We start from the raw sequence: 13294 nt of genomic DNA on the forward strand, positions 1-13294 counted from the left end.
CCCCACGCCAACGGCGGACAGGCCCCGGTAGCCGGGACAGGCCATGGCCCCTTTCGGCCTACTCGGCCCGCCCCCGAAAGGGGCATGAGGGACGGGTTCGCCGGGAACATCGGTTCTGACCGGACCCGCCCCCTCCTGACCGGCGACCCGGCCCACATCGGCCCCTACCGACCCTACCCCCGCTCAGGCGACGGTACGGGCCAGGTGTCCCTGGGCCGCGTGCGAATCCCAGTGCGCAAGAGGCGGACATTCGGCCAAGGAACTCCGACCACTTGCGCCTCCGGGGCCTTCACCCCCTCGGAGTCGTCGAGCGGCAAGAGGCCGACGCCCCACACGGGAGACAGTGCCACTGGCAGCCTGTTCTCCATGACACCCCCAGCGATAGCGATCGCCGACTACGACCCGCGCTGGCCCGGTATGGCTTCTGCCGCCATCGCCGGACTCCAGGAGGCCGGCCCCAGGCTGTTCACGGAGATCGAGCACATCGGGGCCACCTCCGTCCCGGGGCTCGCGGCCAAACCCGTCATCGACCTGATGGCGGCCACCGCGTCCCTGCAAGGGGTTAGCGACCACGAGCCCGCCCTGGCCCGTCTCGGCTTCACCCCGCACGAGAACGGCATGACCGACCGGCTGCTCTACGTGCGCGCCCCAGGCGGGGTGCGCACGCACATCCTGCACGTCGTCACCCGGGCGAGCTGGCCCACCCGCAACCAGAGGATCCTCCGCGACCACCTGCGCTCCCACCCGGAGGAGGCGGCACGCTATGCGGATCTGAAGCGCAGACTCGCGGCCACCGCTGTCGCCCCGGGCGAGTACACCGAGGCGAAGACCGCGTTCATCCAGGAAGTGACCGACCGCGCGCGCAGGGAGCGCGGCCTGCCACCCGAAGCGGTCTGGGAGAAGCGCCCCCACGGCCCACACGGGTGACCGACCGTTACCGCACCACAAGATCAGTGCCGGAAGCCGGGGATGCCGGTGGTTCGGCCGCCACGGTGAGAGGACGGGGTGCCGGGCCGTACGCGGGCCGTCGCCCGGACCGCACGACCCGGCCCACCGCCCCTTCAGTCCAGGTCGGACATGTCGAGCACGAAGCGGTAGCGGACGTCGTTTCGCCGAAGGCGGTCGAGAGCCGTGTTCACCTGTGACGACGGGAGTATCTCGACGTCGGCGGTGATGCTGTGGTCGGCGCAGAATCGGAGCATCTCTGCTGTCGCCGGGCGGCCTCCGCTGCCCGCGGAACCGAGCTTCTTGCGGCCGATGAGCAGGTCGGTGGTCTCGACGGCGACGGGGCCCAGGTACCCGAGAAGGCTGAGGGTGCCGTCCATCGCCACCAGTTTCAGATACGGGGCGAGGTCGTGCGGGGCGGAGACGGTGTCGATGAGGACGTCGAAGGTGTCGCGGGCGGCGGCCATCTGTCGGGGGTCAGTGGAGGCGATGAGGTCGTGGGCCCCGAGTTCCCGGGCGTCGTCGTGCTTGTCCTGGGTGCGGCTGATGACGGTCGTGGTGGCCCCCAGTGCCACGGCCATCTTGACCGCGAGGTGGCCCAGGCCGCCGAGGCCGGCCACGGCGACGCGGCTGCCGGGGCCCACGCCGAGGGAGCGCAGGGGTTCCCAGACGGTGACGCCGGCGCACATCAGCGGGGCGGCCGCGGCCGGGTCGAGCCCGGCGGGGAGCGGGTGGGCGAAGGCGTCGCGCACGACGTACTCGCGGGAGTAGCCGCCCAGGGTGGTCGATCCGTCCCGCCGGTCGGTCCCGCCGTAGGTCAAGGTCGGGAAGGAGCGGCAGAAGTTCTCCTGTCCGGCTTCGCACATGGCGCACTCGCCGCAGGAGTCGACGATGTTGCCCACCGCGACGCGGTCGCCGACCGAGAAGGCGGTCACTTCGGAGCCGGTTCCGGCCACGACGCCGGTGAATTCGTGGCCGGGGACCAGGGGCGCTTCCGCATGCCGGTCGTGGGTGCCCAGGGCGTGCAGGTCGCTGTGGCACACGCCGCAGTAGTCGACCCGCACCGCGATATCGTCCGGGCGCAGGTCACGGCGCTCCAGTCGGACACGCCGCAGTTCTGTCGGGCCGGTGGCCCGCCATCCGTCGGTCGTCCGCATGCGTCTCTCCTTAAACAGACTGTTCTGTCTGTTTCAGCGTAGGCGCGTCCGCACACCGAGGCAAACCAACTGTTCTGTTTGGTAGGCTGCGGGCATGCCGGAACGACCGCAGACCTCGCGAGGCGCCGCGACCTACCAGCGCATCCTGGACGCCGCCACCGAAGAGTTCGCCCAGTACGGCATCGCCGGGGCGCGCATCGAGCGCATCGTGGCGGCGGCGCGCACCAATAAGGCCCAGCTCTACGCCTACTTCGGCGACAAGGAGCGGCTCTTCGACGCGATCCTCCTCGACTCGCTGGAGCGCATCACCAACGTCGTGCCCATCGACGCCGACGATCTGGCGGAGTGGGCCGTCCGTCTGTACGACGAATACCTGCGCCGTCCCGACCTCATCCGGTTGGCGACCTGGACACGGCTGGAGCGTCGGCCCGCCGGGCACCTCGTCGAGATGCACCAGCACTACGACGACCGCAAGCTCACGGCCATCGCCGAGGCCCAGGCCGCCGGGCGGGTCCGCGCGGGCGACCCGTTCGACATCATGGCCATGGTCATCGCCATGTCCATGGCCTGGTCTCCGGTCAGCAACGTGTACGCGGCCAGCAGTCGGGAAGCCGATGACGTACACGACCAGCGCCGCGCCCTGCTCCGCGACTGCGTCCGAAAAGCCACCGCGGCCGACTGAGGCGACGCGCCCCCATCGCCGGCGCCGCCCCCTGGCGGCACTCGCGCATACCGCCCGGGCCCGGGCGGATCATGACGCTGGTGACGAAGGCCCCAGGTCAGGCCCCTTCGTCGTTCTCCGTTCTGCTGGGGCCCCTCCTGTTCGAGTGGACCCCACCACAGGAAGGAGCGGGCCACGCCTTCCGGTCACACGGACGGCGCGGATCAGGCCGGGCGGGCGAGGGTGATGATCTCCGTGCTGGTCGCGGTCAGCGGGGTGCGGTCCCAGTAGCCGTACCGCTCGTCCACGGCGAGCCCGGCCTGCGCCAGGAAGCGGTCCAGGGTGTCGGCGTCCAGGAACCGCAGGGTGCTGCGGCTGACCACGGGCTCGGACCAGCCCTCCAGGTGGTAGTCCGATGTGAAGGTCACCAGGTCGCCGCGCACCTCCCGCAACCGGTGCACGGAGGTGGCCCGGCGCCCGCCGGGGCCCTGCACGGTGCGCACCCGCTCGGGGGTCCAGGCCTCCCAGCCCCGGACCGCGGGGTTGCGGGTCTCGAAGGCGAACCGTCCCCCCGGCACCAGCGCCCGACGCACCGCGGCCAGCACGGCGTGCAGCTCCTCGTCGGAGGTGAACACCTGGAAGGCGTGCCCGGACATCATCACCAGGTCGAACGCCCCGGTGAACGGGCCATGGCCGGGGTCATCGTAGGGGCCGGCGAGCAGGTCGCCGTGGACCCACTCGACGTCCTCACGGTCGCGGCGGCCGACCTCCAGCATCGCCGCGGCCGGGTCCAGGCCCACCAGACGCCCGGTTTGCCCGCGCTCGCGGGCCACCCGCTGGATCTTGCCCGTTCCGCAGCCCACGTCCAGTACAGCGCGGGACCGCAGGACCAGGTCGAGGTAGAAATCGTCCTGGGGCGTGGAGCCCCAGGGGTTGAAGTAGTCGTACAGATCGGCCAGGTCCGGCTCGGAGAAGTGTCGATCGACCATCCGGGCATGATCGGCCAAGACGGGCCCCGGGGCCAATGGTTTTTGCGCCGTTCCGACGTGCGGACACCGGCGACCGGGTGTGGGCCTCGGGGACCGATCGGTCCGGACGCGCGCACGGCCTCCGCGCAACCGGGGGTTGCGTGGGGTCCGCCTTGACGAGGGCGTGGCCTCAAGTGGGCTTGCGCTCCGTACCGGGCTTGTCCACCTCTGTCTCCGGCTCGGGTGCCGGGACCGGGTCGAGCGGGTCCCACGGCACCCGGCCGCCGCTGGCCGGGCCGCCGCCCTTGGATCTGTGCACGGGGGTCTCCTCCCCTGGGGGCGTCGGGTGCGCCCGCCACGGGCGTGGCCTACCCCGCGCCGACGGCGGACAGACCGACCTGGCCGGGACAGGCCATGGCCCCTTTCGGCGTACTCGGACCGCTTCCGAAAGGGGCATGACGGAGGGGTTCGCTGGGAACATCGGTTCTGGACCGGACCCGACCCCCCTTGGAAGCGGTGCCATGCCCGACCCCCTCCTGCCCGGCGACCCCACCCGGACCGGCCCCTACACCCTGCACGCGCGCCTGGGCGGCGGCGGGATGGGTCAGGTGTTCCTGGGCCGCTCCCCCGGTGGGCGCACCGTCGCGGTCAAGGTCGTACGCCCCGACCTGGCCCAGGACGCCGAGTTCCGGCGCCGGTTCGCCACCGAGGTGGCCGCCGCCCGCAAGGTCGGCGGGTTCTACACCGCCCAGGTCGTGGACACCGACACCAGCGCCACCCCGCCCTGGCTGGCCACCGCCTACATCCCCGGCCCCACTCTGCACCGGGCCGTGGCCGACCACGGCCCCCTGCCGGTGGAGACCGTGGCGGTGCTCGGGGCAGGGCTGGCCGAGGGTCTGTCGGCGGTGCACGCCCAGGGGGTGGTGCACCGCGATCTCAAACCGGGCAACGTGCTGCTGGCCGAGGACGGTCCGCGGCTGATCGACTTCGGGATCGCCCGAGCCCTGGACTCCACCTCCCACACCCGCACCTCCACGGTGCTGGGCACCGCCGCTTTCATGTCCCCCGAACAGGCTAAGACGCAGAAGGTCGGCCCGGCCTCGGACGTGTTCTCCCTCGGGTGCGTGCTCGCCTTCGCCGCCACCGGCCGCAGCCCCTTCGGCGACGGTCCGGTGCACGCGGTGGTCTTCCGGGTGGTGCACGAGGAGCCCGACCTGGCCGACCTCCCCGCTTCCCTTGTCGACCTGGTGCGAGCCTGTCTGGCCAAGGACCCCGAGTCCCGGCCGGGTGCGGAGGAGGTGTCGGCGCACCTGGCCGCCGTGGGAGTGTCCCGAGCTTCAGACACTGGCCGGTGGCTGCCCCCGGACGTCACCGAGACACTGGCCCGGTACACGCTCGCCTACACCCGGTTCGAGCCCGGACAGGACCGGGACCCCGAAGGGGGTCCGGCCGGCCCCGCGAAGCAGATGCCTCAGGCCACCGGTTCCGACACGATCAAGCCGGAGACGCCGACGTTCTGGCGAAGGCTCCGTGGCGTTCGGGGCGTCGGCGCGGGCGCAGGCGAACAGCGGGACTCCCCGAAGGGAGCAGGTGGCGAGCTGGTCATCGGCAACCTCAGCCCACACCCCGTGGAGGTGGCCGTGGACGGCACCGTCCTGGGCACGGCCCCCGGGTTCGCCTCCCGTGCCTTCCCCGTCCCTCCCGGTCAGCGCTCGCTCCTGGTGAGCTCCGAGGGCCGCGGCGTGGCGCGGCGCGTCAAGGTGTCCGGGGGCGACACGGCGAAGTTGGCCTTCGACGTCCTCCCGGGACCGCATCCGGCTCCGGAGCCGGTCGAGCAGGTCGTCATCACCGGCGGCCGTCTCTCGGGAGTGGGCGGTCCGGCTCTCATGTTCGGCGGGATCGTCTGGATCGCCTCTGGACTGTTGGCGGTGACCATGTACGCGACAGGTGAGGCCCATCCCTCCGTGAGTGGGACGGAGATGCTGGTCGCCGTCGTGGTGGGGGGACTGATCGCGGGCCTCCTGGGTGGTCTCCTGGCTTTTTTCAGCGGACCGCCGCGGCTCGTCCTGTCCCGCGCCGGGCTGCGGCCCCCGCACCTTCCCGCAAGTGAGAAGCCGTTCAGGTGGGACCGTCTCGAACAGGTCAGCGTGGTCGGCGAGGGGGAGGGCGCGCAGGTCGTGGTCTGGCCGCGTCGAGGCTGGCCGCTGGAGACCACCCGGACGCTGAAGGACTACCAGGGCGGCAAGGTCGTGTGCAGGGCCGAGGAGGTCAACGCGGTGGACCCCCTCCAAGCAGAGCGCCTGCGTGCGGCGCTGCGGTGGTTCGCCGCCGACATCTGGGTCGAACAGCCGGCCGCTCCGTGATCTCGGTTCGCGACGCCGGAGAAGGTCGCCGACAGCGGTTCGAACGCCAGGTGCGTCGGTGGTCCTCCCTCAGCCTGGCAGCCCCACAGGACCATCGACACCAGCCGGTGTGCGCCGACCGACCGTCCGATCGGGGCGTCGTCGGCGAGGAGGTGGTCCTGGCCGACGACGTCGGCGAGGGTGCGGGGGCGCAGCCGGTCGGCCAGCGGTCGGGAGGCGTCGTCCGCATCGAACAGGGACGGCGGCCGCCCGCTCACGATTCCCGCCCTTCCTGATGTCCGGAGGCCAGGTCGTAGGAGTCGTGCACCAGGTCCTCGACCAGCCGCCCGGTGATGCCCGGGCCCGCGCCGACGGAGATCCAGTGCCGCTTGTCGAGGTAGTGCCCGGGCGTGATCGATTCGTGGTCGCGGCGGAGCGCGTCCCCGTGGTCCGGGTTCGCTTTGACGGTGATGATCTGCAGGTCCGGATCGTCCTCGGTGACGATGAGGAACACCTTGCCCCGCACCTTGAACACGTCCAGGTGCGGGGTGAACGGCCGTCCGCGTTCGACGTGCGCGAGCGCGGCCGCGGTGTCGCGGGCGGTCTGCTGGAGCTGTTCGCCGGAGAGCGTCATCGCTTGCTCCTTTCGAAGGCCGCCGGGTCCACGGGACGCCGCGCCCGGGGCAGGTTCTCCACGACGAGCAGGTAGGACTCGGTCACCAGGTCCTCCACGAGGCGCTGCGGCAGGTCTCCGCCGGGGTTCAGGGTGATCCAGTGCCGCTTGTTCATGTGGTAGCCGGGCGTGATCTCTTCATGGCGCTCCCGAAGCGCCTTGCCGTCCTCCGGCTCGGCCTTGACGATCACGATCGGTTCGCCGGTGACCTCGGTCAGCAGCATGAACACCTTGTCCCGCACCTTGAACACCTCCCAGTCCGGGCCGAACGGGTACTCGAGCCCGGCACCGGGCAGCTCCTCGGCGCGGTCTCTGGCGTACTGCTGCAGTGCGTCTTCCTGCATGTGTCCTCCGAGGTCGAAGCCGTGAGAGCGAAAGTGCGTACCATGGTACGTACTTTGGCCGACACAAGGAGACTCCCGTGCGGAAAGGCAGACCCAACGATCCGCAACGACGAACCCGGATCCTGCACGCCACGCTCGACGTGATCCGCTCGCAGGGGGTGCACGCGGCCTCGTACCGGCGGATCGCGGCACAGGCCGGCGTTCCGCTGGGATCGATGACGTACTACTTCCCCGATCTCGACGGGCTCGTCGTCGCCGCGTTCGAGACGCTTCGGGGTGAACTGGAGCCCCGGTTCGCCGCACCGCTCCGGGACGCCTCGACCACGGACGCCGTGATCGAGGTGCTCGTGTCGGCCACCGTGGGGGCCACGAGTCCGAGCACCGCGGACGTGCGCCTCTACACCGAGCTCTACCACTACGCGGCGCGCAGCACCCGCGCCGCCGACCTCGTCCGCGCCTTCCAAGAGGAATCGCTCACACTGCTCCGCGGCCGTCTCTCCGACGCCCGGGCCCGCGCCGTCGACGCCCTGATGTGGGGGTGGTGGAGCTATCGCCTGTTCCACCAGGACGCGCCGCTGGAGGAGGACATGGTCCGCCGCGCGTACCGAGCGCTCCTCGACACCCACTCGACCGCAGCCCCACGAACCCAGGAGGCCCACCATGCCTGACACCATGCGCGCGATCCGGCTCACCGGACCTGTCGCACCGAACGAACTCACCGTCTCCCGGGTGCCGGTCCCCGACGTCGGGCCCGGGCGCGTGCGCATCCGCGTGATGGCGTTCGGCGTCAACGAGTCCGAAGTCACCAGCCGAAAGGGGGAATCCGGACCCGACTTCTCCTTCCCCCGGATCCCGGGCATCGAAGCCGTCGGCGACGGTGTCGGGCTGGCCCCCGGGCAGAAGGTCGCGACGATGATGGGCGGCCTGGGCCGCTCCATCGACGGCGGCTACGCGCAGTACACCGTCGTCGACGCGGCCAACGCGATCCCGTTCGACACCGACCTGGGATGGGACGTCCTCGGTGCGCTCCCGGAGATGCTGCAGACCGCGCACGGCTCCATCACCACCCTGGGCCTGCAGGCCGGGCAGTACGTGCTCATCCGGGGAGGCACGTCCACCGTGGGCCTCACCGCGATCTCCATCGCCCACCGGCTCGGCGCCACGGTCCTTGCCACCACCCGGAACCCCGCCAGGTTCGAGCTCCTCACGCAGGTGGGTGCGGATCACGCCCTGCTCGACGACGACACGCTGACGGACGCGGTCCGCGGCCTCGTACCGGGCGGCCTCGACGCGGCCCTGGAGTTGGTCGCCGCGACCGCGCTGCCGGCCACGCTCTCCCTCGTCCGCCCCGGTGGCACGGTCTGCTTCGTCGGCGCCCTCAACGGAGAGTGGACCATCCCCGACTTCTCCCCGTTCTCCATCCCCACCGGCGTCCGCCTCACCAGCTACGCCGGCGGTGCTGACGATCTGCCCGCCGACGCGCTCGGGCGGTACCTCCGTGCAATCGAGGACGGGTCGCTGAAGGTCGTCATCGCCGACACCTACGAAGGGCTCGACAAGGTGGCACAGGCGCAGCACGACCTGGAGTCCGGTCACCGCCCCGGAAAGCACGTCGTCGTCCTCGCCGGGACGTGAGGAACGGTCACAGGATCCGGCGGTAGGCGCCGATCTGTTGACCGGCCGGTCGTCGGGGTCCACCACGGACCCGTGTTGTCGCGCCGGCCTCGAAATGAGGGGGAACGTACCGGCGGCACGCGTTCGAAGAGACACCGGGAGCCTGTTCCCACGGACGGTGTTGCCCGGTGCCGCTAGGAGCCGCACGGGTGACCTCGGACCTCACCGGCGGGAGCCGCCTGGAGCACGACATCCGCGCCCTGGCCGCCGACGGGCACCTGGCCCCCGGTTCGCGGACGACGCGACCGCCGACCGCCCACACCCGTGCAGACCGCAGAGGGCTGGCCGGGTGGTCCGCGAGGAACACGTAGGCGGCCGCCCGATGGTGTCGGGACCACCTCGTGCAGCGCGGTCAGAGCCTCGGTGAGCGCAGGAGGCAACGGTCGTCAGGACGTTCCGAACGGCGTGCGCGGCCATGGCCCCGGCCTCGGTCGAGGGGAGCCGTACCATGTCCGCCGGGGGACCTCCGCTGCGCCCACGAGCGACAGCGCAACCCGCAGGAGCACGGTCTCCGGGTAGCCCGCGGCGAAGTGGAGATTACCGTGCAGCCCCTAGGCCACCCAGGCCACGCCCGGCTTTTCCTCGGACAGGAGACGGTCAACGCAGAATGGCTGCGGCCCCAAAGCCGGCATCGACCGCTTCATCTCGCCCTCGGAGCCCTCATTCGACCACGTGCGCCGTTCATCCGCCGGCGGAGACCACCTCCTGAAAAAGCTTGTTCGTAGCGGCGCTGGGACGGACCCGCATGGGCTTGAGATGCTCGACCAGTGCCTGGTACGTGCGCTGGACGGCGTCCGGACGACCCAGCAGCGCGTGAGTGCGCATGAGCTCCTGGTAGATGGTCTCATTGAGGTCGTCGACCTCGCGGGCGCGCTCCAGCCAGGGCAGCGCCTGCCCTGGGGTTTCTGCGGCCTTGGCCAGGCCGACGAAACAGTCGGCGACCGCACGGCGGTGCGCTTGGCGCTTCTCCTCGATCCAAGGCAGGTCCACCTCGGTCAACAGCTCGTGGGAGCACAGGTCGGCCGCCACCTGCAGATGTGTCAGGCGCTGGGCTTCGTCCTCCGTGTCCTTGGCGGCCTTGAGCGCCGTGCTGAAACGCCAGATGTCGACGTTGACCGCTTCGGCGCGGAGCCGGTAGCGGCCTTGGGCTACGTCGATGATCTCCCGTTCGTGGTCTCCCCACGCCTGGCGGGCAGCGCGCCGGGCACTGCTGGCGGCGGTGTTGCGCAGGGTCTTGGCCTTGGTCTCGGAGGTGTCCGGGAACAGGGCGTCGGTGAGGAGGTCGGTGCTCACCCCGGCCGGGTGCAGGGCCAGGAAGGCCAGGAGCCTGCGGGCGGAAGCGCGCATGGTGACACCGATGTCCTGGCCGTTGTAGGTGATGACGGGTTGGGGAGCGAGGAGCCGCACCTGGATGCGTGACATCGGCTCGGGCTCGGTGTTCGCTTCTGGACGGGGTTCGGGTGCGGGGTCTTCATCTACAGAATCCAGGGTGTCGGGTTCCTCGGCCTCAGGCGGTTCCTCCACAGCGCCGTGGGCTGCGGCAGGCGTGATCCGGTGAAGCAGGCGCAGGTCCGTGTAGGTGGCGGTGGTTCCGTCGGCGGCGGTGATGCGAATGGTGTCGAGGCTGTCGCAGTGCACCCGGGGCGAGGATCCCCCTCCTTCGCCCAGGGCGAGAGCACGAATGTCGCCGTCCTCGTGGGAAGTCAGCGCTGTCAGCCGATCGGCGAGGACAGGTGTGGTCGGCGCCTCCACCAGGAGCAGGGTGGATTCGTCGCCGGTGACGTAGGAGAGTTCGGCCTCGGTCAGCGCCGAGGCGAGGTCCGGGAGGACGCGCAGTCGCTCCCCGCCCGCCCGGGGCGAAGCTCCGACCGCGGCCATGAGAGGCGCAGGGGTGATCACGTGTACAGCGGGGTCGTCCAGGGCCCGGTCGAGGATGGAGGAGAACACGGCCGCCGCGTACTCGCCGGTGAAGGCCGGCCCTGTGGTGGGGTCGATAGCGAGGGTGTCAGCTATGCGCAGGTGCCCTTCCGGAGTGAAGAGCACCCCGTTGGTGTGGCGGCTGACCTGTACCGGATTGCCGATGGCGCCTTCCGGGGGCTCGGCCTCCTGCTGCTCTTCGTTCTCTTCGGCTTGCCGGGGTGTGTCGGCGAGGCCGGGGGGAACGCAGTGTCCGGGTGCGGTGCGCCGCCCGATGACCGCGCCCGCCGCACCTCCGGCCACCGCTCCGGCGGCCAGGGCCATCAGTGGGACGGCCATCCCGCTCTCCCGTGGTTCCGGTTCCACCGTCGCGGTGTCGTTCTGTGCGGGTTCGATGTTCTGCGGAGGGGCCTGTCGGCCGGTGCTGAGCGTGTAGGTGATCTCGACCCGGCGGTCGGCCGCCGCGCCGAGGTCCGGATGGTCACGCGGCCAGCGGGAGCCGGCCCCTTCGACGGTGATCTCCCACTCCTGCCCGAGCTGTTCCGTCAGCAGGGCGGCGATGGCCTGCGCCCGCTGCTCGGACAGGACCTGATTGTGGTCGTCAGGTCCGCTGGCGTCGGTGTGCCCGGTGACGGTGATCGGGGTGTTCCGGTCGCCGAACAGCTGGAGCAGCTGGACGGTGGGCCCCAACTCGTCGACCATCGATGGTCCGGGTTCGGCGGAGTCGAGTCCGAATCCGGCCAGGACGCGCGTGCGCTCCAGCAGGTGCGCCGGTTCGCCCTGGGTCGGCGCAGTGTCGGCGTCGGGTGTGCCGGTGGTCGGTGTGCTGTCAGCCGGTGCCGACACCGCCGCGACAGCCGGGGCGCTGACCGCCACCGAGCCTCCGGCGAGGCCGGTGACGGCCACGCGCACCAACCCGATCCGGGGAAGGTGCCCGCGCAGCACGGCGATGACATCGGCTGTCACCAGGATGGCGAACACCGCCCACAGCCCCCACAGCACGACGAGGGCCAAGGCGTACAGGACCGTGGTCGGCAGTGTCCCGCTGAGCAGGGACAACCACAGATAGGTCCCGGTCACCTCCTCCCCCACCGGCCATTCCCACCGGCTGAGGATCAGCGGCGGCGTGATGAGCAGCGCGAGTGCGGCTGTGCCCGCGGCCATCGTTCGTACCGGATGCATCTGCGGTTCCTCCTCCGGTCAGGGTGTGTGGGCGGTGGCAGTGGCCCGGGAGGCGATCTCGACCTCACCGAGGCCGCCCCACACGGTGGGCTGTCGCACCGTGGTGACGGTGACCGTCACCGTCTCCCCCTCCACCTGGACTTCGGCGTTCGCTCCTGCTGCGATGGCGTGGGCCTGCGCCGCGGCCGTAGCCGCTCTCGGGTCCAGGGCAACGGCCCCTTCACGGAGCCGGGCGGTGTCCAGGTGCTGGGCTCCGGTGCGGGCGGCTTCGTGCGCCAGTGCGGTGGTCCGGGTCTTGGCGTGGAGGAGGCGTGCGCCGTCGTGGGCCAGGGCCAGGCAGGCCAGGAGGGTGGTGGCGATGGCCAGGACGAACGCGGTAGGGCTGCCGCCGCTCATCGGCGCTCCCGGGAACGGTGAACGTCCAGGACGGAGACGGCCGAGCCGGTGACAGCGCGCTCGGCGGGCAGGCCGGGAAGGCGGAGGTCGTCGCGTCGGGTGGTGCAGGTGACCTCGGCCCGGACCGCGCGGGTGTCCGCGACGGTGGTCGGTCGCAGGGTGAGCGTGGGGGCGTGGCAGGCCCGCGCCCACTCCCCCACGCTGTCGGTGATGGCCTGTTCGGCGGCCACCCGTGCCCGGCTCGGGTCGGTGTGCAGGGACGCGGCCCGTGCCGCGGAGTGGGCGAGGGCGTCGGCGGCGATCGCCGCGGTGTAGAGGCGCCCGGTGAGGGCGATCAGGGAGAGGAAGACCAGCAGCAGTGGGATCACGAGCACGATCAGGTCGACCGAGGCGCCGCCGCGGTCGCTTCCCCTGCCGGTGTTCCTCCGTGTGGAGGGGACCTTGGTCATGGACGTTCCACGTGCTCGGTGGGTCCGGTCAGGGAGACGTGAACGCCGGGGTTCCAGCCGGGGAGCAGTCCGAGGGTGGTGGCGTCCACCGTGACGCGAGTGGTGCCACCCTGTCGTCGGACGTCGACGGTGGTGTCGCGCAGCAGGGTTCCGCCGAGGTCGCCGGCCAGGGCGTATCCCCGTTCTTCGCCTTCGTGCTCGGTGCCGTTGAAGACCCGTCCGCCGGCGAGGGCCTCGGTGGCGATGGCCTGCGCGCGGTGGTGGGCGTGGGTCCAGAGCGTGTACTGGACGATGCCCAGGAGCATGGCGAAGGCCAGGGGGAGGGCGAGGATCATGTCGGCGCTCCCCCGGTCACGGCCCCTACCGCGCCGGTGCGGGGTTTTCACGGGTTGACGCCCAGGTCGATGGATTGGGCGCTGTTGAGGATCCGCGGGGTGAGGATGGCACCGACGCCTACGGCGATGGCGATGACGATCGCGAGGATCAGCACGTATTCGGTGGCGGCGGATCCTCGGTCGGAGCGTGCGGTCCGGGGTTCGAGGAACGCTGCCAGGGTTCGCCGGAGACGGCTCATGGTCTTCCTTCT

Annotated in this window: 16 protein-coding genes; 6 read left to right on the forward strand and 10 right to left on the reverse strand. The window is 71.2% G+C overall.

From position 1 onward, the window contains the following. Nucleotides 1-366: 366 nt before the first annotated feature. On the forward strand, nt 367-927 hold the full coding sequence (locus K1J57_RS28175; RefSeq protein WP_220561739.1) for a GrpB family protein: 561 nt from the start codon (nt 367-369) through the stop codon (nt 925-927). 134 nt (nt 928-1061) lie between these two features. On the opposite strand, the gene K1J57_RS28180 is transcribed toward K1J57_RS28175, so the two are convergent. Then, nucleotides 1062-2102, reverse strand: coding sequence for an NAD(P)-dependent alcohol dehydrogenase (locus K1J57_RS28180; protein ID WP_220561740.1), 1041 nt, complete (start codon nt 2100-2102; stop codon nt 1062-1064). A 94-nt stretch (nt 2103-2196) separates the two neighbouring features. Here K1J57_RS28180 and K1J57_RS28185 point away from each other — a divergent pair, with 94 nt between their 5' ends. Beyond that, complete coding sequence (locus tag K1J57_RS28185) at nt 2197-2784, forward strand: TetR family transcriptional regulator (protein WP_220561741.1); 588 nt, start codon at nt 2197-2199, stop codon at nt 2782-2784. A gap of 203 nt (nt 2785-2987) precedes the next feature. Here K1J57_RS28185 and K1J57_RS28190 read toward each other — a convergent pair whose 3' ends face one another. Both K1J57_RS28190 and K1J57_RS33785 read right to left on the reverse strand, forming a co-directional pair. Further along, entirely contained in the window at nt 2988-3752 is a 765-nt protein-coding gene (locus K1J57_RS28190) for a trans-aconitate 2-methyltransferase (RefSeq protein WP_220561742.1), read from the reverse strand. A gap of 169 nt (nt 3753-3921) precedes the next feature. Next, a complete protein-coding gene (locus K1J57_RS33785) occupies nt 3922-4050 on the reverse strand; it encodes a hypothetical protein (protein ID WP_255646650.1) in 129 nt (42 codons plus the stop codon). Nucleotides 4051-4252: 202 nt separating this feature from the next. On the opposite strand from K1J57_RS33785, the gene K1J57_RS28195 reads away from it, so the two are divergent. Next, nucleotides 4253-6094, forward strand: a complete 1842-nt coding sequence (locus K1J57_RS28195; RefSeq protein WP_220561743.1) for a serine/threonine-protein kinase — start codon at nt 4253-4255, stop codon at nt 6092-6094. Between the two features lie 253 nt (nt 6095-6347). Here the strand turns inward: K1J57_RS28195 and K1J57_RS28200 are convergent, their stop codons facing one another. Then, entirely contained in the window at nt 6348-6707 is a 360-nt protein-coding gene (locus K1J57_RS28200; RefSeq protein WP_220561744.1) for an MmcQ/YjbR family DNA-binding protein, read from the reverse strand. Beyond that, nucleotides 6704-7090, reverse strand: coding sequence for an MmcQ/YjbR family DNA-binding protein (locus K1J57_RS28205; RefSeq protein WP_220561745.1), 387 nt, complete (start codon nt 7088-7090; stop codon nt 6704-6706). Before K1J57_RS28205 ends, K1J57_RS28200 begins: the two co-directional genes overlap by 4 nt. A 77-nt stretch (nt 7091-7167) precedes the next feature. On the opposite strand from K1J57_RS28205, the gene K1J57_RS28210 reads away from it, so the two are divergent. The 3 genes from K1J57_RS28210 (at nt 7168) to K1J57_RS28220 (ending at nt 9075) form a co-directional block, all read left to right on the forward strand. Further along, entirely contained in the window at nt 7168-7758 is a 591-nt protein-coding gene (locus K1J57_RS28210) for a TetR/AcrR family transcriptional regulator (protein ID WP_220561746.1), read from the forward strand. Next, nucleotides 7751-8725 (forward strand): zinc-binding dehydrogenase, encoded by a 975-nt coding sequence (locus K1J57_RS28215; protein WP_220561747.1) that lies wholly within the window; start codon nt 7751-7753, stop codon nt 8723-8725. Before K1J57_RS28210 ends, K1J57_RS28215 begins: the two co-directional genes overlap by 8 nt. Before the next feature lie 188 nt (nt 8726-8913). Then, nucleotides 8914-9075, forward strand: coding sequence for a hypothetical protein (locus K1J57_RS28220; protein ID WP_220561748.1), 162 nt, complete (start codon nt 8914-8916; stop codon nt 9073-9075). Between the two features lie 370 nt (nt 9076-9445). On the opposite strand, the gene K1J57_RS28225 is transcribed toward K1J57_RS28220, so the two are convergent. The 5 genes from K1J57_RS28225 to K1J57_RS28245 are packed head-to-tail and all read right to left on the reverse strand — an operon-like array spanning nt 9446 to nt 13282. Further along, nucleotides 9446-11863 carry an OmpA family protein gene (locus tag K1J57_RS28225; protein ID WP_220561749.1) on the reverse strand — a complete coding sequence of 806 codons (2418 nt, stop codon included), beginning with the start codon at nt 11861-11863 and terminating at the stop codon, nt 9446-9448. A gap of 18 nt (nt 11864-11881) precedes the next feature. Then, nucleotides 11882-12259, reverse strand: coding sequence for a hypothetical protein (locus tag K1J57_RS28230; protein ID WP_220561750.1), 378 nt, complete (start codon nt 12257-12259; stop codon nt 11882-11884). Beyond that, on the reverse strand, nt 12256-12708 hold the full coding sequence (locus K1J57_RS28235) for a hypothetical protein (protein WP_255646651.1): 453 nt from the start codon (nt 12706-12708) through the stop codon (nt 12256-12258). The genes K1J57_RS28230 and K1J57_RS28235 overlap by 4 nt, the downstream gene beginning before the upstream one ends. Beyond that, nucleotides 12705-13043 carry a TadE family protein gene (locus tag K1J57_RS28240; protein ID WP_220561751.1) on the reverse strand — a complete coding sequence of 113 codons (339 nt, stop codon included), beginning with the start codon at nt 13041-13043 and terminating at the stop codon, nt 12705-12707. Before K1J57_RS28240 ends, K1J57_RS28235 begins: the two co-directional genes overlap by 4 nt. Before the next feature lie 47 nt (nt 13044-13090). Further along, nucleotides 13091-13282: a hypothetical protein gene (locus tag K1J57_RS28245; RefSeq protein ID WP_220561752.1), complete on the reverse strand. Its 192-nt coding sequence runs from the start codon at nt 13280-13282 to the stop codon at nt 13091-13093. Nucleotides 13283-13294: the final 12 nt, after the last annotated feature.

It is taken from the genome of Nocardiopsis sp. MT53 (assembly GCF_019598965.1).
GTDB classification, from domain to species: Bacteria; Actinomycetota; Actinomycetes; order Streptosporangiales; family Streptosporangiaceae; genus Nocardiopsis; species Nocardiopsis changdeensis.